Source organism: Streptomyces sp. NPDC099050, from assembly GCF_044759865.1.
In the GTDB taxonomy this organism is placed as follows: Bacteria; Actinomycetota; Actinomycetes; order Streptomycetales; family Streptomycetaceae; genus Streptomyces.
The window spans coordinates 1-20,504 of record NZ_JBIWAE010000039.1 but is presented as its reverse complement, the minus strand read 5'-3'; the positions used below and the strand labels follow the sequence as shown (position 1 = coordinate 20,504).

12 protein-coding genes are annotated in these 20,504 nt (G+C 73.3%); 10 read left to right on the top strand and 2 right to left on the bottom strand.

All coding sequences use genetic code 11. The features are described from left to right. Positions 1-12,190: type I polyketide synthase (locus ACIQV3_RS37785; RefSeq protein ID WP_403721081.1), on the bottom strand; the 12,190-nt coding region annotated here is incomplete at its 3' end. A gap of 270 nt (positions 12,191-12,460) precedes the next feature. Between ACIQV3_RS37785 and ACIQV3_RS37780 the strand changes: the two genes are divergently transcribed. The 7 genes from ACIQV3_RS37780 to ACIQV3_RS37750 all read left to right on the top strand — a co-directional run bounded on the left by ACIQV3_RS37780 (position 12,461) and on the right by ACIQV3_RS37750 (position 16,732). Next, the gene (locus ACIQV3_RS37780) at positions 12,461-12,841 is read left to right on the top strand and encodes a YybH family protein (protein WP_403721078.1); all 381 of its coding nucleotides are present in this window, start codon (positions 12,461-12,463) and stop codon (positions 12,839-12,841) included. Positions 12,842-12,912: 71 nt separating this feature from the next. Further along, complete coding sequence (locus tag ACIQV3_RS37775) at positions 12,913-13,338, top strand: YybH family protein (protein WP_403721075.1); 426 nt, start codon at positions 12,913-12,915, stop codon at positions 13,336-13,338. A gap of 191 nt (positions 13,339-13,529) precedes the next feature. Next, positions 13,530-14,171 (top strand): ScbR family autoregulator-binding transcription factor, encoded by a 642-nt coding sequence (locus ACIQV3_RS37770; RefSeq protein ID WP_403721072.1) that lies wholly within the window; start codon positions 13,530-13,532, stop codon positions 14,169-14,171. Positions 14,172-14,218: 47 nt separating this feature from the next. Next, positions 14,219-14,920: a thioesterase II family protein gene (locus ACIQV3_RS37765; RefSeq protein ID WP_403721129.1), complete on the top strand. Its 702-nt coding sequence runs from the start codon at positions 14,219-14,221 to the stop codon at positions 14,918-14,920. Further along, positions 14,917-15,807 (top strand): metallophosphoesterase family protein, encoded by an 891-nt coding sequence (locus ACIQV3_RS37760; RefSeq protein ID WP_403721070.1) that lies wholly within the window; start codon positions 14,917-14,919, stop codon positions 15,805-15,807. Before ACIQV3_RS37765 ends, ACIQV3_RS37760 begins: the two co-directional genes overlap by 4 nt. Next, the gene (locus ACIQV3_RS37755; RefSeq protein WP_403721066.1) at positions 15,804-16,592 is read left to right on the top strand and encodes a 4'-phosphopantetheinyl transferase; all 789 of its coding nucleotides are present in this window, start codon (positions 15,804-15,806) and stop codon (positions 16,590-16,592) included. Before ACIQV3_RS37760 ends, ACIQV3_RS37755 begins: the two co-directional genes overlap by 4 nt. Continuing rightward, positions 16,592-16,732 (top strand): hypothetical protein, encoded by a 141-nt coding sequence (locus ACIQV3_RS37750; protein ID WP_403721063.1) that lies wholly within the window; start codon positions 16,592-16,594, stop codon positions 16,730-16,732. Before ACIQV3_RS37755 ends, ACIQV3_RS37750 begins: the two co-directional genes overlap by 1 nt. Before the next feature lie 121 nt (positions 16,733-16,853). Here the strand turns inward: ACIQV3_RS37750 and ACIQV3_RS37745 are convergent, their stop codons facing one another. Further along, positions 16,854-18,440 carry an aspartate aminotransferase family protein gene (locus ACIQV3_RS37745; RefSeq protein ID WP_403721061.1) on the bottom strand — a complete coding sequence of 529 codons (1,587 nt, stop codon included), beginning with the start codon at positions 18,438-18,440 and terminating at the stop codon, positions 16,854-16,856. A gap of 197 nt (positions 18,441-18,637) precedes the next feature. Between ACIQV3_RS37745 and ACIQV3_RS37740 the strand changes: the two genes are divergently transcribed. The 3 genes from ACIQV3_RS37740 to ACIQV3_RS37730 form a co-directional block, all read left to right on the top strand. After that, positions 18,638-19,174, top strand: a complete 537-nt coding sequence (locus tag ACIQV3_RS37740) for a flavin reductase family protein (protein ID WP_403721059.1) — start codon at positions 18,638-18,640, stop codon at positions 19,172-19,174. Further along, the gene (locus tag ACIQV3_RS37735; RefSeq protein WP_403721057.1) at positions 19,171-20,340 is read left to right on the top strand and encodes a sensor histidine kinase; all 1,170 of its coding nucleotides are present in this window, start codon (positions 19,171-19,173) and stop codon (positions 20,338-20,340) included. The genes ACIQV3_RS37740 and ACIQV3_RS37735 overlap by 4 nt, the downstream gene beginning before the upstream one ends. A gap of 71 nt (positions 20,341-20,411) precedes the next feature. After that, positions 20,412-20,504: biotin carboxylase N-terminal domain-containing protein (locus ACIQV3_RS37730; protein ID WP_280842533.1), on the top strand; the 93-nt coding region annotated here is incomplete at its 3' end.

Here is a 20,504-nt window from a genome sequence, read left to right as displayed (position 1 = left end):
CCGTGTCGGCGGTCCGCAGGAGGAGTACGGAGGGGGCCGCGGCTCCGGCGTCGAGTGCGGCGCCGAGGGACCGTACGGTTCCCTGGCCGGCGCCGGTGGCGAGCAGGGTCCAGCCGGTGCGGCCCGGTGCCGTACCGGGGTCGGGCAGGGTCGTCCAGCCGAGGCCGAACAGGCCGTCGCGCGCCGCCGTGCCGGCCGCGCGGAACGTCTCCTCGGACAGCGGGCGCAGCAGCAGCGATTCGGCGGTGGCGACGGCGGCGCCCGCGCCGTCGGCGACGGTGAGTGCGACCCGCAGCGAGTCGTCGCCGGACCGGTTCAGGGCGAGCCTGACCCGAAGGACGGTCGCCCCGGTGGCGTACAGGCTCACTCCGGACCAGGAGAACGGCAGCCAGGAGGTGCCTTCGGGCTCGGCGACGCCCGGGAGCAGCGGGTGCAGGGCGGCGTCGAGGAGGGCGGGGTGGAGGCCGAACCGGGGGGCGTCCGCGCGGTGTTCCTCGTCGAGGACTACCTCGGCGAAGAGTTCGTCCGGGGTCTTCCAGAGGCGGCGCAGGCCCTCGAAGGCGTTCTCGTAGCCGTATCCGGCCGTGGCGAGCCGGTCGTACACGCCGTCGAGGTCCACCTCGGTGGCGCCGGCCGGGGGCCAGGCGAGCAGCCCCTCCGGGGCTCCGGCGCCGGAGCCGAGGCGTCCTTCGGCGTGCAGGGTCCACGGCTGCCCCGCGTCGTCCTGGTCGGGCCTGGCGTAGACGGCGAGGGCGCGGCCACCGGTCTCGTCGGGTTCGCCGACGACGAGCTGCAGCTGCACGGCGCCCCGCTCGGGCAGGACCAGCGGCGCGGCGAGCGTCAGTTCGTCGACCCGGTCGCAGTCGACCTGCTCGGCGGCGCAGAAGGCCAGGTCGAGCAGTCCGGTGGCGGGCAGCAGGACGGTGCCGCGGACGGCATGGCCCTCCAGCCAGGGGTGGGTACGGCGGGAGACGCGGCCGGTGAAGAGGTACGCGTCGCGGTCCGCGACCCGTACCGCCGCGCTGAGCAGCGGGTGGCCGACGGGGGCGAGGCCGAAGCCCTCGGCGTCGCCGGGTGTGGCGGCGCCCTCCAGCCAGTAGCGGGCGTCCTCGAAGGAGTAGGTGGGCAGGTCGACCCGGCGGGCGCCGGGGAAGTACGACGTCCAGTCGGGGCGGGCGCCGCGCAGCACCGCGCCGGTGAGGGCGGCGGCCACGGTGGTGGCTTCGGGCCTGCCCGACCGCAGCAGCGGGGCGAGGAAGCAGGCCTCCCGGGTCAGGCACTCCTGGGCCATGGCGGTGAGGACGCCGTCGGGGCCCAGCTCCAGGTACTCGGTCACGCCGAGCTCTTCGAGGTGGCGGACGCCGTCGTGGAAGCGGACCGCTTCACGGATGTGGGTGGCCCAGTAGTCGGGCGAGGTGAGCTGTTCGGTGGTGGCGAGGACGCCGGTGACGTTGGAGACGATCGGGATGCGGGGTGCGTGGTAGGTCAGGCCCTCGGCGACGGTGCGGAACTCGTCGAGCACCTCGTCCATGTGCGGCGAGTGGAAGGCGTGGCTGACCGGCAGCCGCTTGGTCTTGCGGCCCAGCGTGCGCCAGATCGCGCTGATCTCCTCGACGAGCTCCCGGTCGCCGGAGACGACGGTGGCCCGGGGGCCGTTGATCCCGGCGATGGCGACGCCGTCGTAGTCGTCGAGCAGGGACCGCACCTCCTCCTCGGAGGCCTGGAGCGCGGCCATCGCGCCGCCCTCGCGAGCCGCCTGCATGAGCCGGCCCCGCTCGGCGACGAGCGCGCACGCGTCGGCGAGGTTCAGGACCCCGGCCAGGTGTGCGGCGGTGACCTCGCCGATGGAGTGGCCGAGGAGGTAGTCCGGGGTGATGCCGTGGTGTTCGGCGAGCCGGAAGAGGGCGACCTCGGTGGCGAAGAGGGCGGACTGGGTGAAGGCGGTCTGGTCGATCAGGGCCGAGTCGGCCGAGCCTTCGGGGGCGAAGAGGACGTCCTTGACGGGCCGGAACAGCTCGGTGTCGAGGTACTTGCACACCTCGTCGAGAGCGCGCCGGAACACCGGGGAGGTCTCGTACAGTTCGCGTCCCATGCCGAGCCGCTGGCTGCCCTGTCCGGTGAACAGGAACGCCGTCTTTCCGCGCCGGCCGCCGGCGGCCCGTACGACGGAGGGCGTCGACTCGCCGCCGGCGAGGGCGGCCAGTGCGTCCAGGAGCGTCGCGCGGTCGGTGCCGAGGACTGCGGCGCGGTGCTCGAGGGTGGCGCGGGTGGTCGCCAGGGTGAGGCCCACGTCGCCGGGCTCGATCTCGGGGCGGTCGGTGAGGTGGCGGTGCAGGCGGTCGGCCTGGCGGCGCAGGGCGGTCTCGTCCTTCGCGGTCAGGATCCAGGGCAGGACCACGCCCTCGGCCGGGCCGGCGGCGGGCGCGGACGGCGCCGGGGTGTCGGCGGCCAGTTCCAGGATGACGTGGGCGTTGGTGCCGCTGATGCCGAAGGAGGACACCGCCGCGCGGGCGGGGCGGCCGGTGGCGGGCCACGGCGTGGCTTCGGTGAGCAGCTCCACCGCGCCGGCCTCCCAGTCGATGTGGGGGGAGGGGTTCTGCGCGTGCAGGGTCTTCGGCAGGGTGCCGTACCGCATGGCCTGGATCATCTTGATGACGCCGCCGACGCCTGCGGCGGCCTGGGCGTGGCCGATGTTCGACTTGAGGGAGCCGAGGTAGAGCGGGCGGCCCTCCGGGCGGCCCTGCCCGTAGGTCGCGAGCAGCGCCTGGGCCTCGATCGGGTCGCCGAGGCTGGTGCCGGTGCCGTGCGCCTCGACGGCGTCCACGTCGGCGGTGGTCAGGCCGGCGGCGGCGAGCGCCTGGCGGATGACCCGCTCCTGCGCCGGACCGTTGGGGGCGGTCAGGCCGTTGGAAGCGCCGTCCTGGTTGACGGCCGAGCCGCGCATGACGGCCAGGACCCGGTGGCCGTTGCGGCGCGCGTCGGACAGCTTCTCCACGAGGAGCAGGCCCGCGCCCTCGGCCCAGCCGGTGCCGGAGGCGTCGGCGGAGAAGGAGCGGCAGCGGCCGTCCTCGGAGAGGCCGCGCTGCCGGGAGAACTCCACGAAGGTGCTGGGGCCGGACATCACGGTGACGCCGCCGGCGAGCGCGAGGTCGCACTCGCCCTGGCGCAGCGCGCTCGCCGCGAGGTGGAGGGCGACCAGGGAGGAGGAGCAGGCGGTGTCGATGGTGACGGCCGGGCCTTCCAGGCCGTACGTGTAGGCGAGGCGGCCCGAGACCACGCTGGAGAGGTTGCCGGCGAGCAGGAAGCCCTCGAACTCCTCGGGGCTCTTGGCGAGCCGCGAGGCGTAGTCGTCGTACATGGCGCCGGTGAAGACGCCGGTGCTGGTGCCGCGCAGGAGGGCCGGGTCGATGCCGGCGCTCTCGAAGGTCTCCCAGGCGGTCTCCAGGAGGAGGCGCTGCTGCGGGTCGGTGGCGGTGGCCTCGCGCGGGGACATCCCGAAGAACGCCGGGTCGAACCGGTCGGCGTCGTGGAGGAAACCGCCGTGCCGGGTGTAGGAGCTACCGGTCTTCTCGGGGTCCGGGTCGTAGAGCGAGTCCAGGTCCCAGCCCCGGTTGTCGGGGAACTCACTGATGGCGTCGGCGCCGTCGGCGACGAGCCGCCACAGGTCCTCGGGCGAGGCGACGCCGCCGGGGAAGCGGCAGGCCATGCCGACGATGGCGATGGGCTCGTCGGCCGCCGCGGCGGACCGGCGGGCGGGTACGGCGCTCGGGGCGGGCTCGCTGCCCGCGGCCTGCTGGTGCAGATGGGCGGCGAGCGCCGCGGGTGAGGGGTGGTCGAAGACGGCGGTGGCGGGCAGCCGCAGTCCGGTGGCGGTGTTGAGCCGGTTGCGCAGGTCCACTCCTGCCAGCGAGTCGAACCCGATCTCCTTGAAGGCGCGCTCCGGGTCGATGCCCTCGGGGCTGGTGTGGCCGAGGACGCCGGCGACGATGCCGCGTACGAGGTCGGCGGCGGCGGCCCGGCCCTCCTCCTCGGAGAGGGAGGCGATGCGGCGGGCCCATTCGGTACCGCCCTGCGCTCCCGCGGCCGTCGCGCCCTGGGCGGCCCGCGCGGTGGGGCGGGGGCGGATCAGTCCGCGCAGCAGGGCGGGCGGATCGCCGGCCGCGGCCCCGCGCATCCGGGCCGGGTCGAGCAACGCCGGGACGACCAGGGCGTCGCCGCCGGCGAGGGCGGCGTCGAACAGGGCGAGGCCGGTGTCCGGGTCGAGCGGGGTGACGCCCGCCCGGCGCCAGCGGGCCAGGTCGGCCTCGCCGAGGTGGGCGCCCATGCCGTGGCTGGAGTCCCACAGGCCCCAGGCCAGCGAGGTGGCGGCCAGGCCCTGGGCTTGGCGGTGGGCGGCGAGCGCGTCGAGGTAGGTGTTGGCGGCGGCGTAGTTGGACTGGCCGGCGGTGCCGGTGATGCCGGAGACGGAGGAGAAGAGGACGAAGGCGGCGAGGCCCAGGTCCCGGGTCTGCTGGTGCAGGTTCCAGGCGGCGTCGACCTTGGGCCGCAGGACCTTCTCCAGCTGCTCGGGGGTGAGCGACTCCACGGTGGCGTCGTCGAGGACGCCGGCGGTGTGCACGACCGCGGTGAGCGGGTGCGCGGGGTCGACGGCCTCGAGGAGGGCGGCGACGGCGTCCGGGTCGGCGGCGTCGGCGGCGACGGTGGTCACCCGGGCGCCGAGCGCGGCGAGTTCGTCGGCGAGCCGGTCGGCGCCGGGCGTGTGGGGTCCGCGGCGGCTGGTGAGCACCAGGTGGCGTACGCCGTACCCGGTGACGAGGTGGCGGGCGAGGAGTCCGCCGAGGCCGCCGGTGCCGCCGGTGATGAGGACGGTGCCCTCCGCGTCGAGGCGGGGCGGCTGGGCGGGTGCCGGGGCCCGGTCCCGGGTGAGCCGCGGGACGTGCAGGCGGGTGCCGCGCAGGGCGATCTGGGGTTCCCCGGTGGCCAGCGCGGCGGGGAGCCGCTCCTCGGCCTCGGGCGTGCCGTCGAGGTCCAGGATGACGACCCGGTCGGGGTGTTCGCTCTGGACGGCGCGCAGCAGGCCCCAGACGGGGGCGGCGGACAGGCCGTCGACGTCCTCGCCGGGAGCGGTGGCGACGGCGCGGGTGGTGGCGAAGGCGAGGCGGGTGCCGTCGAAGCGCTCGTCGGCGAGCCAACGCTGGGTCAGGGCCAGGGCGCGGGCGGCGTTCTGGTGGGCGGCGGCCGGGGTGGGCGGGGTGTCGGCTGCGACGCGGACGAGGAGGACGTCGGCGTCGAGGTCCCGCGGGTCCGGGAGGGTGTCGGTGTCGGTGGCGTTGGTGCCGGTGCCGGTGCCGGTGCCGGTGCCGGTGCCGGTGTCGCCGGAGAGTTCGGCGATGCGCGGCACGGGTCCGCCCGCCGGGGTGAGGGTGGTCCAGGCGATGGTGAACAGGCCGTCGGTCGTGGCCGCCGGGGCGATCCTGTCCTTGGCGACGGGGCGCAGCATCAACGAGTCGACGGTGGCCACGGGGGCGCCGGTGGCGTCGGCGAGGTGCAGGCCGACCGTGTCGGGGCCGGTCCGCTCGATGCGGACGCGCAGGGTGGTGGCGCCGACGGCGTGGGTGGTGACCCCGCTCCAGGCGAACGGCAGCCGGATGGTGTCCGGTTCGGCGGCGTCGGCGGCGTCGAGGACGACCGGGTGGAGCACGGCGTCGAGGAGCGCGGGGTGGAGGCCGTAGCGGGCGGCGGCCTCGTGCTGGTCGTCGGGGAGGGCGACGTCGGCGTAGGTGGTGCCGTTCTCGCCGCGCCACAGGGCGCGCAGCCCCCGGAAGGTGGGGCCGTACTCGTAGCCGAGGTCGGTGAGCCGGTCGTACGCGTCGTCCAGCGGTACCGGCCGGGCGTCCCGCGGCGGCCACGGGAGCAGTTCGTCGAAGGCCGGTCCGGTGGTGGGGGCGGTGTCGGCGAGGGCGCCGGAGACGTGGCGGGTCCAGGCGCTCTGCTCCTCGTCGGTCTCGGGCCGGGAGTACACGGTGAAGGCCCGGGTGCCCGAGGCGTCGGGAGCCGATACCGCGACCTGGACGCGGACCGCCCGCTGCTCGGCGAGGGCGAGCGGGGCCTCCAGGGTGAGCTCGACGAGGTGCTCGGCGCCGGCCGTCCGGCCCGCCGCCGAGGCGAGTTCGATGAAGGCGGTGGCGGGTACGAGGACGGTGCCGTGGATGCGGTGGTCGGCGAGCCAGGGGTGGTCGTTCAGCGACAGACGGCTGGTGAGGACGAGGCCCTCGCGCTCGGCGAGTTCGACGGAGGTGGCCAGGAGGGGGTGGCCGGCCGGGTCGAGGCCGAGACTGCGGGCGTCGGTCCGGGCCTCGGGCCGGAGCCAGTAGTGGCTGCGCTGGAAGGCGTACGTGGGCAGTTCGACGCGCGAGGCGCCGGGGAAGAACGACGCCAGGTCCAGCGGGGCGCCGAGGGTGTGGGCGCGGGCGAGTCCGGTGGCGAGCGTGGCGCCCTGGGGGCGGCCGGCCCGCTGGAGGGCGACGGCCTGGGAGGTGTCGGCCAGGAACGAGCCGCCGGCCATCGCGGTGAGGACGGCGTCGGGGCCGATCTCGACGAAGACGGTGACGCCCTCGTCCTCCAGGGCGCGGGTGGCGTCGAGGAACCGTACGGCCTCGCGGATCTGGCGGACCCAGTAGTCGGGGGTGACGAGGTCGTCGCCGGTGGCGGGCCGGCCCGTGACGGTGGAGACGACCTGGAGGAGCGGCGCGTGGTAGGTCAGGCCCTCGGCGACGGTACGGAACTCGTCGAGGATCGTGTCCATGTGCGGCGAGTGGAAGGCGTGGCTGACCGTCAGGCGGCGGGTCTTGCGGCCGCGCTCGCGCCAGAGTCCGGCGAGCGCGTCGGCCGCGTCGGCGTCGCCGGAGACCACGACGGCGTCCGGGCCGTTGACGGCGGCGACGGCGAGCCGGCCGGCGTACGGGGCGAGCGTCTCGGCGACTTCGTCCTCCGCGGCCTGGATCGCCACCATCGCGCCGTCGGGGACGGCCGCCTGCATCAGCCGGCCGCGGGCGGCGACCAGGGCGGCGGCGTCCTCCAGGGAGAGGACCCCGGCGACGTGGGCGGCGGCGAGCTCGCCGATGGAGTGCCCGGCGACGGCGTCGGGGGTCAGGCCGTGTGCCCGGAGGGTGTGGTGGAGGGCGACCTCGAAGGCGAACAGCGCGGGCTGGGTGGCGCGGGTCTCGTGCAGCGGGGCGGCGGCGCCGGACTCGGTGCCGGGGGCGCCGGATTCGGTGCCGGGGGCTTCGGACTCGGTGCCGGGGGCTTCGGACTCGGTGCCGGGGGCTTCGGCGAACATCACGTCGCGCAGCGGGCGGCCGAGGTCGAGGTGCGGGTCGAGTGCGGCGCACACCGCGTCGAGGGCCGCGGCGAACGCGGGGCGGGTCTCGTACAGTTCGCGGCCCATTCCCGGGTACTGGGCGCCCTGCCCGGTGAACAGGAACGCGGTGCGGCCCGCGCGGGCGGCGGAGCCGGTGACCACGTGCGGGGCGTCGGCGTCGCGGCGCAGTGCGTCGAGGCCGGCGAGGAGTTCCGCCGCTCCGGTACCGGTGACGACGGCCCGCTCGGGCCAGGTGGCGCGGGAGGACGCGAGGGAGAACCCGATGTCGGCGATGTCCTCGGCGCCGGGCTCGGGACGGCGCTCCAGGTGGGCGTGGAGCTTCTCGGCCTGGGCGGTCATGGCCGCGCGGTCGGGGGCGGAGAGGGCCCACAGGGCGGGCGTCGCGGAACCGGCGGTGGCGGCCTCGGGGCGGGCCGGGCCGGTGTCCTGCGGCCGCTCGGCGTCAGCGCGCGGCCGGTCCGCGTCGTCCTGCGGCCGGTCGGTGTCTTCCTGTGCCTGCTCGACGATGACGTGGGCGTTGGTGCCGCTGATGCCGAACGAGGAGACGGCGGCGCGGCGGGCGCGCTCGGTGGCCGGCCAGTCGCGGGCCTCGGTGAGCAGTTCGAGGTCGCCGGCCGTCCAGTCGACGTGGGGGGTGGGCTCGGTGACGTGCAGGGTGCGCGGCAGTACGCCGTGGCGGATCGCCTGGACCATCTTGATGACGCCGCCGACACCGGCCGCGGCCTGTGCGTGCCCGATGTTGGACTTGAGCGATCCCAGGTAGACCGGGGTCCGGTCGCTCCGGTCCCTGCCGTAGGTGGCGAGGATCGCCTGCGCCTCGATCGGGTCGCCGAGCCGGGTGCCGGTGCCGTGCGCCTCGACGGCGTCCACGTCGGCGGGGGTGAGGCGGGCGTCGGCGAGGGCCTGGCGGATGACCCGTTCCTGCGCCGGACCGTTGGGGGCGGTCAGGCCGTTGGAGGCGCCGTCCTGGTTGACGGCGGTGCCGCGGATGACGGCGAGGACCTGGTGGCCGTTGCGGCGCGCGTCGGAGAGCTTCTCGACGAGGAGGAGGCCCACGCCCTCGGCCCAGGAGGTGCCGTCCGCGTCGGCGGAGAAGGACTTGCTGCGGCCGTCGGCGGCGAGGCCGCGCTGCCGGGAGAACTCCACGAACATGCCGGGGGCGGACATGACCGTCGCGCCGCCCGCGATCGCGAGGGTCGTCTCGCCGTGGCGCAGCGACCGGACGGCCATGTGCAGGGCGACGAGCGACGAGGAGCAGGCGGTGTCGATGGTGAGGGCGGGGCCGACGAGTCCCAGCTGGTAGGCGATGCGGCCGGACATGACGCTGCTGGTGGAGCCGGTGAGCAGGTGGCCCTCGACGCTCTTCGGGGCGTCGTGCAGGCGCGGGCCGTAGTCGAGCGCGGTGGCGCCGACGAAGACGCCGGTGCGGCTGCCCTTGAGGGTGTGGGGGTCGATGCCGGCGCGCTCGACGACCTCCCAGGCGGTCTCCAGGAGGAGGCGCTGCTGCGGGTCCATGGCGAGGGCCTCGCGGGGCGAGATCCCGAAGAAGCCCGCGTCGAAGAGGCCCGCGTCGTGCAGGAAGCCTCCCTCGCGTACGGAGCTCTTGCCGGAGCGCTCGGGGTCCTGGTCGTACAGGTCGGCGTCCCAGCCCCGGTCGACGGGGAAGCCGGAGACGGCGTCGCCGCCGTCGGCCACGAGCCGCCAGAGGTCCTCGGGCGAGGAGACGCCGCCGGGGTAGCGGCAGGCCATGGCGACGATGGCGATCGGCTCGTCGTCCTGGAGCGGTGCGGCGAGGTGCCGCGCGTCGTCGGCGGCGGCGGACGCGCCGGTCAGTTCGGCCTCGATGTACGCGGCGAGCGCGGTGGGGGTGGGGTGGTCGAAGAGGAGGCCGCCTGCCAGGCGCAGACCGGTGGCGGTCGCGAGGCGGTCGCGGAGCTCGACGGACATCAGGGAGTCGAAGCCGAGGTCCTTGAAGGACTGCCGGGCGTCGGCGCGGCGGCCCTTGTCGTATCCGAGGACGGCGGCGATGTGCGCGGACGTCAGGTCGGTGACGGTGCGGGAGCGTTCGGCCGCGGCCATGGCGGCGAGCCGGCTGCCGAGTTCACCACGGGGGACGGGGGCCTCGGCGGGTGTGCTCGCGGAGGGGGCGTTCGCGGAGGGGGCCGGCAGGGCGGGGGCGGTGGCCCTGTCGCCGGAACCGGGTTCGAGCCAGTGGCGCCGGCGCTGGAAGGCGTAGGTCGGCAAGGGCACCTGACGGGCGCCCGTTCCCGCGTACAACGCCTGCCAGTCGACCGGGACGCCCCGCGTGAACAGGGTCCCGACCGCCGACAGCAGCGTCGCGACCTCGTCCCGGCCCCGGCGAAGCGCCGGAACGGCGCCCTCGGCCAGAGCCGACAAGATCCCGTCCGGACCGATCTCCAGGTACGAGGTGACGCCCTGGGCGGTCAAAGCCTCCACCGCGTCCGCGAAGCGGACGGTGCCGCGGACCTGGTCCGCCCAGTACGCGGCCGACCGCAGATCGGTGCCCTCCGCCAGCCGACCGGTGACCGTGGAGACCACCGCGATACGGGGAGCCGCGTAGGTCAGTTCCGAGGCGACGGCCTTGAACTCGTCCAGCATCGGATCCATCAGCGGCGAGTGGAACGCGTGGCTCACCGTCAACCGGCGCGTTTTGACGCCCAGCTCCTCGAGCCTGCCCGCGACCGCGAGGACTGCCGTCTCTTCACCGGAGATGACGACCGACCAGGCACCGTTCACGGCCGCGATGGCCACCCCGGCGTCCAGCAGCGGAAGGACCTCGTCCTCCGCCGCCTGCACAGCCACCATCGCACCACCCGACGGCAACGCCTGCATCAACCCCGCACGCGCCACCACCAAACGCACCGCGTCCTCAAGCGAAAACACCCCCGCCACATACGCGGCGGCAATCTCACCGATCGAATGACCCGCGACGAAATCGGGCTTCACCCCCCACGACTCCACCAGACGGAACAGAGCGACCTCAACCGCGAAAAGCGCCGGCTGGGTCCACCCCGTCTCATCCAGACCCACACCCGAAACGATCACCTCACGAACAGAACCACCGAGACCCGCGTCCAGGAGACCTGAGACTTCATCGAAAGCCGCGGCGAATACGGGGAAGGACGCATACAGCTCCTGCGCCATCCCCACCCGCTGCGCACCCTGACCGGTGAACAGAAAACCGACCCGGCCGTCTTGTACGTCTCCTGTGACGATGCCGGTGCCGGGCTCGCCCGCGGCGAGGGAGTCCAGGCCGGCGAGGAAGGCGTCCTTGTCGTCCGCCAGGACGAGCGCGCGTGCGTCGAAGGTGGTGCGGGTGGTCAGCAGGGACCACCCGAGGTCGGCGGTCCCCGCCTCGCTCGCGGCGGCGAAGGCGCGCAGCTTCCCTGCCTGGGCGCGCAGGGCGTCCGTGTCGCGGCCCGAGAGGACCCAGGGCAGCAGGGACCGGGCGTCGACGGCCGGGGCCTGCTCGGAGGCCGGCGCCTCGGTGAGGACGAGGTGGCAGTTGGTGCCGCCCATCCCGAAGGAGGACACGCCCGCGACCAGGGGGCGGTCGGGGTGCGGCCAGGCGGTGAGCTCGCGCGGTACGGAGAGGCCGAGGCCGTCGAGGTCGATGGCCGGGTTCGGGGTCTCGAAGTTGAGGCTCGCGGGGATCTCGCGGTGCGTGAGGCTGAGCAGGGCCTTGAGCAGGCCGACCATGCCGGCGGCCCCCTCCAGGTGCCCGACGTTGGTCTTGGCCGATCCGACGAGCAGCGGGTCGCCGGGCGCGCGGTGGGAGCTGAAGACGTCTCCGAGCGCGGCGGCCTCGATGGGGTCGCCGACGGGGGTGCCGGTGCCGTGCAGTTCGACGTACTGGACATCTGAGGGGCTGATTCCGGCCTTTTCGTAGGCCTCGCGGAGGAGCCGGCTCTGGGCCTCGCGGCTGGGCACGGTCAGTCCGGGCGTGGCGCCGTCGTTGTTGACCGCGCTGGCGCGGATGACTCCGTAGATCCGGTCGCCGTCCGCCTCCGCCTGGGCCAGGGGCTTCAGGATGACGGCCCCGCCGCCCTCGCCGCGTACGAAGCCGTTGGCGCGGGCGTCGAAGGTGTAGGCGGTGCCGTCCGGCGAGAGACCGCCGAACCGCTCCTCGGTGACGGCGCTCTCGCCGAGGATGTTGAGGTTGATGCCCGCGGCGATCGCGGTGGTGGACTCCCCCGAGCGCAGCGACTCGCAGGCCAGGTGTACGGCGACGAGGGAGGAGGACTGGGCGGCGTCGACGGTCAGACTCGGTCCGCGCAGACCCAGGTAGTAGGAGACGCGGTTGGCGATGACGCCACGGTTGAGGCCGGTCATGGAGTGCTGGGTGATGACCTGCTCGCCGTACTGGTTGGCGAGGCTCGTGTAATCGTCGCGGAGGGTGCCGACGAAGACGGCGGTACGGGAGTCGCGCAGTCGGGCGGGCAGGACTCCGGCGTCCTCCAGGGCCTCCCAGGCCAGTTCGAGGACGATGCGCTGCTGCGGGTCCATGGCGGCGGCCTCGCGGGGCGAGATCGCGAAGAAGCCGGCGTCGAAGTCGCCGATGCCGTCGATGAATCCGCCGCGGCGAACCCCCGACCCGGCTCGTGGTTCCGCGGTGTTCCAGCGTCCGGGCGGCGCGTCGGTGATCGCGTCGGTGCCGTTGCGCAGCATCTGCCAGAAGTCGGCCGGGCCGAAGGCCATGGGGAGCCGGCAGGACATGCCGATGACGGCGATGGCTCCCTCGTCGCCTCGCGGCGCCGGGCTCTCCACAGAAATGCGATTAGTCGTCATGGCGCTCGACTGCCCTTTCCTGACTGATATTGGAACGCCTGGGTATCCCGGATGGGGAACCCCGCATTATCGACCTTAAGACCGGCTGCGCTGTTTGTTCTCAATACCTGGTCATGCACGGGTAACCGCCCGATTGTGCGGCGGGGTGGCCGGTCCGTTACTTGTCGGTGGGCGGCCGGTGAGGACGGCCCCGTTACGGTCTGGACAGATCTCCGTGAAACTCCTCGAATTCCAGGGTGTCATGCCGGAAGAAAGCAGGATCGGTCCACAATGAGCAATCTGACCAGCGATGTCGCGCGGCACACCGCGCTGTACGAGGCGGCCTTCAACTCGGGCGACGCCGACGCCGTGAACGAGATGTACACCGACGAGGCCGTCGCGGTCTGGGAGCCGGGCAAGCCGCTCACGGGCCAGGCCCGGAAGGACGCCGTCAAGGAGTTCCTGACCCGCGCGCCGAAGATGAGCGCCAAGCCGCGCCAGACGTTCGTGACCGGAGACACCGCGCTCCTGATCGTGGACTGGTCCATCGCCACCGTGGACGACTCGGGCAACCCCGAGCTGCTGACGGGAGTCGGCGTCGACGTGCTGCGCAAGGGTGCGGACGGCAACTGGCGCTACGCGATCGACGAGCCGTACGGCGAGCAGAAGTAAGCAGGAGCAACTCGCACGCTTGCCCGCCCGTACGGAAGTCCCATGACCCTAAGAAAGTGGTGTCGCAGACCATGAGCATTCCCGGTATCACCGTCGACTTCGACGTCGACAACCCTGATCTGACCGGTGACGCGGATACCCAGAACGAGATCTTCATCCAGCTCTTCAATTCCGGTGACGGTGCCCTGTTCGACCTCCTCTACCGAGAGGACGCGATATCGAACTTCTCCGGCTCTCCGCTCACCGGGAAGGAGCGCCTGGAGTTCTTCAAGGAGTTCCTCGCGCCAAAGCCCTTCCTCAAGGCCGAGATCACGCACGCGTACGTGGCCGGCGACGTGGCCCTGATCGGCGTGAAGTTCAGCGTCGACAGCACGGGTCCCGAGGGCGAGCCCGTCCGTATCGAGGGCAATTGCACCGATGTGCTCCGTCTCGGAGAGGACGGCCGCTGGCTCATGTCCATCGACCGTCCGGTCGCCGGCACCCTGCTGCCGGAGTAGCCCCGCTTCTCCTGACCTGCCCGGTTCTCTCCCCCCACCCGGGCAGGTCAGCCACCGGACGGCCGGGCCGTCCGGTGAGCGGCCCTTTCAGGACTGCATCGATCAGGGCCGTTAGAAACCGCAAGCGCGGTTCGTACGCTGGACGCTCTTGAGGGGCCGTCAGCAGCGCCCCAGGCATCCACGGAGTGCACATGGCTATACAGGAACGTGCTGTTCGCACACGAGCGGCGGTGCTGCGGTCCGCGGCGGAGATCTTCGACACGGACGGATTCGTGTCGGCCTCCCTCTCCGCCATCGCCCAGCGGGCCGGAGTGAGCAGTGGCGCCCTCCACTTCCACTTCGCCAACAAGGGCACGCTGGCGGAGGCGATCGAGACGGCCGCCGAACAACGTCTGCGGCGGATCACCGGCCCGGCGCCGGACGGGCCGCAGGGCTACGGGCCACAGGGCGATGGGCCACAGCGCGACATCGACCCGATCCAGAACCTCGTCGACACTTCCCACCAGCTCTTCGACCGGCTGACCAGCGACATCATCCTGCGCGCCGGGTTCACGCTGGGCTGCGAGCCCGCGTGGCCGAGCCCGGTCGACCTGCACGGCCAGTGGCGGGACTGGATCGAGTCCACCCTGCGCCACGCGTCACAGCTGGGCGCGCTCGCCGAAGGGACCAAGCCGGAGGACGTCGTCACCGTCGTCGCCGCGTCGACCGTCGGCTTCGAGGCCCTCGGCCGCAAGGATCCCGTCTGGCTCTCGCAGCAACGACTCAGCCAGTTCTGGCAGTTCATGCTCCCCCGTCTGGTGCCACCGGGTACCGGCCCGCAGAAAGGGACGTAGTGGATAGCACGTGGTTCAGACGCTTCGGAGCGGCCCCCGAGGGCAGCATGCGGTTGGTGTGCTTCCCGCACGCGGGCGGCGCCGCCAGCGCGTTCCTTCCCCTGTCGCGGGCGCTGGGCGGGCGTCTCGACGTGCTGGCCGTCCAGTACCCGGGCCGTCAGGACCGACGGCGGGAGGAGCCGTACCGCGGCATCGCCGCGCACGCCGACGCCATCGCCGAGGCCATGGATCCGCTGACCGACGGCCCCTACGCCCTGTTCGGGCACAGCATGGGGGCGGTCCTCGCGTACGAGACGGCCCGGCGCCTCGCCGCCGCCGGGCGGCCGGGACCCCTGCGGGTGTTCCTGTCGGGGCGCGGCGCGCCCTCGCCGCGGCCCGGCGCGCACGACCGGCTCGGCAGCGACACGGAGATCCTGAACGCGGTGCGCGGGCTCGGCGGGACCGGGCACACCGTGCTCGACGACCCCGAGTTGCTCGCCATGGTGATGCCGGCGCTGCGCGCGGACTACGGCGCACTCGGCGCGTACCGCTGGACCGCCGGGTCCCCCCTCGTCTCCCCCCTCACCGTGCTGGTCGGCGACGCGGACCCCGTGGTGGCGGTCGACGAGGCCGCGGCCTGGCACGACCACACCACCGGTGACTTCGACCTGCGGGTCCTGCCCGGGGGCCACTTCTACCTGGACGACCGCACCGACGAGGTCCGCGACATCATCACGACCAGCCTGCTCGTCGCGGGCTCCGCGGCGTGATCCCGCCTGCCGGCGCCTCCCCCGACGGTCCCTCCTCCCCCGGCAGTCTGCTGGCCGTCAGCGACCTGCACGTGCGCTACGAGGAGAACCGAGAGGTCGTCGAATCGCTGCGGCCCTCGTCGGAGGAGGACTGGCTGCTCGTCGCGGGCGATGTCGGGGAACACATGGCGGACATCGAGTGGGCCCTGTCCACCCTCGCCGGCCGGTTCCGCAAGGTCGTGTGGGCGCCGGGCAACCACGAACTGTGGACCCCTCCGGACGACCCGGTCCAGGCGCGCGGCGTCGCCCGGTACGAGGCCCTGGTCCGGCTCTGCCGGAGCCTGGGCGTGGTCACCCCCGAGGACCCCTACCCGGTGTGGCGCGGGGCGGGCGGTCCCGCGGTGATCGTGCCGCTCTTCCTCCTGTACGACTACAGCTTCCGCCGGCCCGAAGTCCGCACCACCGAGGAGGCGCTGCGGCGGGCGGCCGACGCGGGGGTCGTCGCGACCGACGAGTTCCTGCTCCACCCCGACCCGTACCCCTCCGTCGGGGACTGGTGCCGGGCCCGACTCCGGCGGACCGCCGAGCGCCTGGACGCGCTGCCCGCAGACCTGCCCACCGTCCTCGTCAGCCACTTCCCGCTGGTGCGCGAGCCCACGGAGGTGCTGCGCCATCCGGACTTCGCCCTGTGGTGCGGTACGCAGGCCACCGCGGGCTGGCCCGTGCGGTACCGGGCCGCCGCCGTCGTCTACGGCCATCTGCACATCCCGCGGCTCATACGGCAGCAGGGGATTCCGCACTACGAGGTGTCCCTCGGCTATCCGCGCGAGTGGCGCCGGCGCCCGGGGGAACCCGGCCGCCCCCTGCGGGTCCTGCCGGCCCCGGTCCGCTCCGGGAGGCAGGGGTGATCGCCTCGTTGCTCCCCGCGCCGGTCGTCACCGCCGAGCTCTTCCACGATCCGCCCGGGGAGTTCGGTCTCTTCCCCGAGGAGGAGCTCGTGGTGGCGGGAGCCGTCACCGGACGCCGCAGGGAGTTCGCCTCGGTTCGGGAGTGCGCCCGCCGGGCCTTGGGCCGCCTCGGGCTGCCGCCGACCCCGCTCCTGCCCGGCGCGAGGGGAGCACCCCGGTGGCCGGACGGCATCGTGGGCAGCATGACGCACTGCCGGGGCTACCGCGCGGCGGCCGTGGCCCGCAGTACGGACCTGGTGGCGATCGGCTGCGACGCCGAGCCGAACGCGCCGCTGCCCGCGCCGGGCACGCTGGAGGCGATCTCGCTGCCCCAGGAGCGGGTCTGGCTGCGCGAGTTCACCGTGCGGCGGCCCGCGGTCTGCTGGGACCGGCTGCTGTTCAGCGCCAAGGAGAGCGTCTACAAGGCCTGGTTCCCCCTGACCGGGCGGCCCCTGGACTTCGACGAGGCCGTGATCACACCCGATCCGTCGGCGGGCACCTTCCGCGCCCAGCTCCTGGTCCCCGGCCCGGTGGTGAACGGCGTCCGGGTCACCGCCTTCGACGGACGGTGGCGTACGGGGAACGGGCTGGTGGTGACCGCCATCGGCCTGCGGTCCACGGAGACCGCGGAGACCGCGGAGACCACGGAGACCACGGAGCCTGCGGAGTCCACGCAGGCCGCGACGCCCCGCCGGCTCGGGCCCACGCGCGCCGCGGCCCATCCACTCGACGACCGGAGGATCTGATGCGCGACCACACCGACGACGCCGACCTCGGCCATGTGTTCCCCAGGTGCCTGGCGTGCGCCCTGCGCTACCCGCCGCTCGGTCTCGCCGGCGCGGACGAGGAGCCCGGCGAGACCCACATCGTCCGGGGCATCGACTGACCACGCGCCGCCGGCCCGGCTCCCCGGGCCCGAACGGACCGAATCCGGCCGACCCGTGGGGGTCGGCCGGATTCTCTGTTCCCCGGCCGGCGCGATCCGTACCGGGCGCGGCCGTCCCTCGTCAGGCCTCCGCCGCCGTGCCGGTGAGGCCGGCCCCGTCGTGCGTGCGGAAGACCAGGCAGGCGGCCCGCAGGGCCACCTCCAGCTGGTCGATCTCGGAGTCCGCCAGGTACAGCGAGGGCTCGAACCGGAGCGTGTTCACGGCGCTCGCGGTCGGGAAGGTACGGATCCGGTGCTCGCGCATCAGGTACCCGGCGACCGTGTAGCCGAGCAGGGGGGCGCTCTCGCGGATGGCCTCGGAGCGGGAGCCGGACTGGTCGTGGAACTCCAGGCCCAGCATCAGGCCCCGGCCCCGCACGTCCTTCACCACGTCGGGGAAGTCCGCGCCGACCGCCTCCAGCATCCCGAGGAGCTTCCCGCCGCGCTCGCGCACCGTGCGGTACGCGGCGCCGTCATCGGCTTCGAGGATCTCCAGGACCTTCTTGGAGATGAAGCACGAGAGGGCGTCCTTCGCGAAGGTGGAACTGTGGACGAGCTCGAATTCGGAACGGTAGCGGGACTGACGCGTGAGCATGACGGACGTCTTCGTTATTCCGCCGCCCAGGCTCTTGGCGAGCGCGTAGTAGTCGCCGCGCAGGCCGAGCGCCGCACTCGCCAGGAAATCGCCGCTCCGGCCCATTCCGCTCTGCACTTCGTCCACGATGACCGGGCAGTCGACCTCGGCACAGGCCCGCTGGATTTCCTGGGCGAATTCCGCGGACAGGGCGCGGATTCCGCCCTCGCCCTGAATCGGCTCCAGGACGAAGGCGCAGAACACCGGGGAGTTCACCTCGATCACCGACACCGTGCCGTCCTCGACGACCAGGTCGAGCACGGTCGCCCGCTCGCTCTCGAGCGCCGCCTTGAGGGCCTGCGCACTGCCCGCGGGGATGAACCGGGCGGGCGTCGCCAACGCCGCGAAGGGGGCCCGGTAGCCCTCGTTGTGGGTGAGCTGGACGCTGCCGACCAGCTTGCCGTGGAAGCCGCCCTCCAGGGTCAGGAGTACGGGCGGCCGGGCGGTCTGCTCGGCGTTGCGCCGTACGATCTCGCTCGCCAGCGCCTCGAATCCGGCCGCCCCGTCCCGCGCGTCCACGCCGGCCAGGCGGTACGCCTGCGCCGTGACGCCGGCCCCGTCCGCCACCGCCGCACGGGCGGCGGCCAGGTTCGCGTCGAGTCGCTCGCGGAGCTCGGCCAGCCGGATCCCGCGGTCGAGCTCGGCGTGCTTGACGGCCGCCTCGACCGCCTCGGCGCCGGTGTTGGCGAAGATGGCGGAGTAGTTCTCCTCCGTGCCCAGCTCGCGCTGGAGGATCCGGTTGAGCGCGACGGCGACGTCGTTCGCGTACGGATGACGGGAGAACTGCGCGTGCACCGGGGTCTGGGCCCCGAGGAGCCGCTGCGCGTACGCCGTGATCTCCGGATGGTTGTGACCCAGGATGAGCGACCCGTACCCGCCCGCGAAATCGAGTACCGGGATTTCTTCGCCGCTCTCCCCGAGGTAATAGAGAGTATTCCCCTCGGCCCGTACGTAATCCACGTCGAGGCCGAGCGAGGCCAGCCAACCGAGCATGTACGGTTCCGCGAGCTGCGGATCAGCAGAGACAGTATTCATGCCATCCTCAATTTGACAGTGCCCGACCCAAACGCCCAGATCCTAAGCACGGAACACTCATCGCCTCGTGGACGTGCGCTCACGGAACGGTAATCCGCCGCTCCCCGGTACTGCTGAGCGGGCAGTTACTCCACGGTTCCCCGCACGCGGGACCCCTCTCGTACATTTCTTCCCATGGATTACATGAAAGGTGCGGCATGAATTCCGTATCCGCTGACGTCGCCGTTTCCCGGGGGCATGCGGCGAGTCCCGCCCCCTTGCGCGAGGTCATGTCCCTGTTCGCGACCGGTGTCACCGTGCTGTCCGTCGGCGGTGAACACATCCACGGCATGACGGCGAACGCCTTCACGTCGGTCTCCCTCGACCCCCCGTCCGTGCTGGCCTGTGTCGCGCACAGCGCGGTCATGTACGAGGCGATCACCTCCGCCGGGCACTTCGGCGTCTCCATCATGGAGGCCGGTCAGGAGGGTCTGGCCCGCTTCTTCGCCGACAAGAAGCGCCCCCTGGGGCCCGGCCAGTTCGCCGGCGTCGACTGGGTCCCCGGCCCGCGAACCGGCGCGCCGCTCCTGAACGGGTCCCTGGCCTGGCTGGAGTGCGAGCTGTCCGCCGCCCACGAGATAGGCGACCACACCGTCTTCATCGGCGACGTGGTCGGTTCGAGCCGTGGGGCCGGCGAGGACGGGCTGCTCTTCTTCGGCGGCGCGTTCCACCGCGCGTACTCCCCCAGCCGATGACCGCCGAGGTCGCGGTCGCCGGCTGGGGGTCCGCCATCGGCCCCGGTTTCGCCGAGGCCCTGCAGCAAGGACTCGTCCGTGTGGCCCAGCGGGCGACCCCCGCGCCGCCCATCGCACGGCAGCTCGTCCCCCGCAGGGCGGTGGGCTCTGCCGAGGGGCCGGGCCCGGAATTCCTGGACGCGGTGCTGCGCCGGTTCGAGTCGGCCCTCCCGGCCACGCTGAACACGTCGGTCCGCTGGGACAGTTCGGTACGTCAGGCCCTGAACGACCGGGCCCGTACCGTCCTGGCCGCCGCTTTCGGCGCCGAACCCACGGCCGGCGGCCCGCCGTCCGCCCCGCCGGTGCGGCCGGCGCCCCACCACGACGCGGCGGCGGCTGTCCTGCTCATGGAGTGCGCCATGCTCCAGATGTTGGAGAGCGGCCGCCTCGACGAGGGGTCTGTGCGGGTCCTCGCCGAGGCGGTCCGGCAGGCCGGCGAGGGCGGGAGTGCGGTGGACCAGTCCGTGTGCTGCTGGCAGGAACAACGCCGGATCTCCCGCGAGCTGCACGATGATGTCGCCGATGGCGTCACCGCGGCCCGGCAGGCCCTGGAGGAGTGCGACGAGCTGCCGGATCCGGTCGCCGCAGACCGGATCGCGGCCGCCCGGGACGCGCTGCGGGACACGGACGCGCGGCTGCGCGACCTGGTCGGCGGAGTACGGGAACGGTCCGTCGTTCCGCCGCTCGACGTGGCGCTGCGCGCGTTCGCGGCCGGGGCCGCTCCGGCCGGGGTCCAGGTCATCGTGAAGGTGACGGGCGACGAGGGCCTGCTTCCCGACGTGCGGCGCCGGGATCTGTACCTCACGCTCCGCGAGGCGCTGCGCAACAGTTTCGTGCACTCCCGAGCCGGTCGCGTGAAGGTCTCCATACGGTCCACCCGCTGGTGGGCGTACGCCAGTGTCGAGGACGACGGCCGCGGGTTCGATGTCGAGCGGGTCCTGCGGCCCGGCCATTCCCACCAGGGGTTCCGTTCCATGGCGGAGCGGATGGAGGACGCCGGCGGCCGGCTGACCGTCAGCAGTTCGCAGGGCCACGGGGGTCAGACGGGCCACGGGACCCATGTGGAGGCGCATTTGCCACTTCAGCCGCACCGGCACGGAACACGGGTGGGGTCCGCCCATATGTGAGACGCGTCGGGGTACGGCGTAAGAAGGTATGCCGCAAGAAGATACGTCGTAAGAAGGTATGAGGAGCCGTCGTGCGCAAGGTGCTCATCGCCAACCGTGGCGAAATCGCAGTCCGCGTTGCTCGGGCCTGCCGGGATGCCGGGATCGCGAGCGTAGCCGTCTAC

What these genes read in the sequence shown, in the direction of transcription:
- ACIQV3_RS37765 (WP_403721129.1), top strand. Translation starts at nt 14,219, where the DNA reads ATGCGGTTGGTGTGCTTCCCGCACGCGGGCGGCGCCGCCAGCGCGTTC.
- ACIQV3_RS37750 (WP_403721063.1), top strand. Translation starts at nt 16,592, where the DNA reads ATGCGCGACCACACCGACGACGCCGACCTCGGCCATGTGTTCCCCAGG.
- ACIQV3_RS37745 (WP_403721061.1), bottom strand. Translation starts at nt 18,440, where the DNA reads ATGAATACTGTCTCTGCTGATCCGCAGCTCGCGGAACCGTACATGCTC.
- ACIQV3_RS37775 (WP_403721075.1), top strand. Translation starts at nt 12,913, where the DNA reads ATGAGCATTCCCGGTATCACCGTCGACTTCGACGTCGACAACCCTGAT.
- ACIQV3_RS37735 (WP_403721057.1), top strand. Translation starts at nt 19,171, where the DNA reads ATGACCGCCGAGGTCGCGGTCGCCGGCTGGGGGTCCGCCATCGGCCCC.
- ACIQV3_RS37770 (WP_403721072.1), top strand. Translation starts at nt 13,530, where the DNA reads ATGGCTATACAGGAACGTGCTGTTCGCACACGAGCGGCGGTGCTGCGG.
- ACIQV3_RS37780 (WP_403721078.1), top strand. Translation starts at nt 12,461, where the DNA reads ATGAGCAATCTGACCAGCGATGTCGCGCGGCACACCGCGCTGTACGAG.
- ACIQV3_RS37740 (WP_403721059.1), top strand. Translation starts at nt 18,638, where the DNA reads ATGAATTCCGTATCCGCTGACGTCGCCGTTTCCCGGGGGCATGCGGCG.